The 489-nt window shown below is 37.4% G+C and carries 1 protein-coding gene; it reads left to right on the top strand.

Annotation, left to right across the window (positions count from 1 at the left end; genetic code table 11):
• Nucleotides 1–489 (top strand): M60 family metallopeptidase (locus tag BBI01_RS11560; protein ID WP_228393993.1); only part of this gene is annotated, 489 nt, incomplete at both ends.

Genomic DNA, 489 nt, shown 5'->3' with positions numbered 1-489 from the left:
TAACGGGAAGAGTATTATGGATCAGTTCAGAACAGATTATGTGAATCCTGCAGATGCAAATTTCAGAAGCCTTATTCCGTTTTGGCAATTAGAATTGTATTATCAATTGGCGGGTGCTTCAAAAAGTGCATCTACGCTTGCATTTGATTCGGATATGTCAGATGAAAATACGCCTCCGGTTATACCTGCTGTTCCGGGAATAGATTATGCACATTGGTTTGCTACAGTAGCTGAAAAAGTAAGAAACACAAACGAAACCCAGCTTACCAATGGACAAATGGTCATGAATTTTGTGAAAAATACCTGTGACGCTGTGCAGGAAGACCTTACAGATTTCTTTACCAATACAGGTTTTTTAAAACCTATTAATGCTACAATTTCAGATTACTCAAACGGTCAGCTTACGATTACACAAAGTATGATTGATGATGTGAAAGCCTATGTTTTAATGAAGGGGTATGCAAAACCAGTATCTCCTGTGATTAATTA

Source organism: Chryseobacterium artocarpi (genome assembly GCF_001684975.1).
Classification (GTDB): domain Bacteria; phylum Bacteroidota; class Bacteroidia; order Flavobacteriales; family Weeksellaceae; genus Chryseobacterium; species Chryseobacterium artocarpi.
This window is presented reverse-complemented; position numbering and strand designations above follow the sequence as displayed.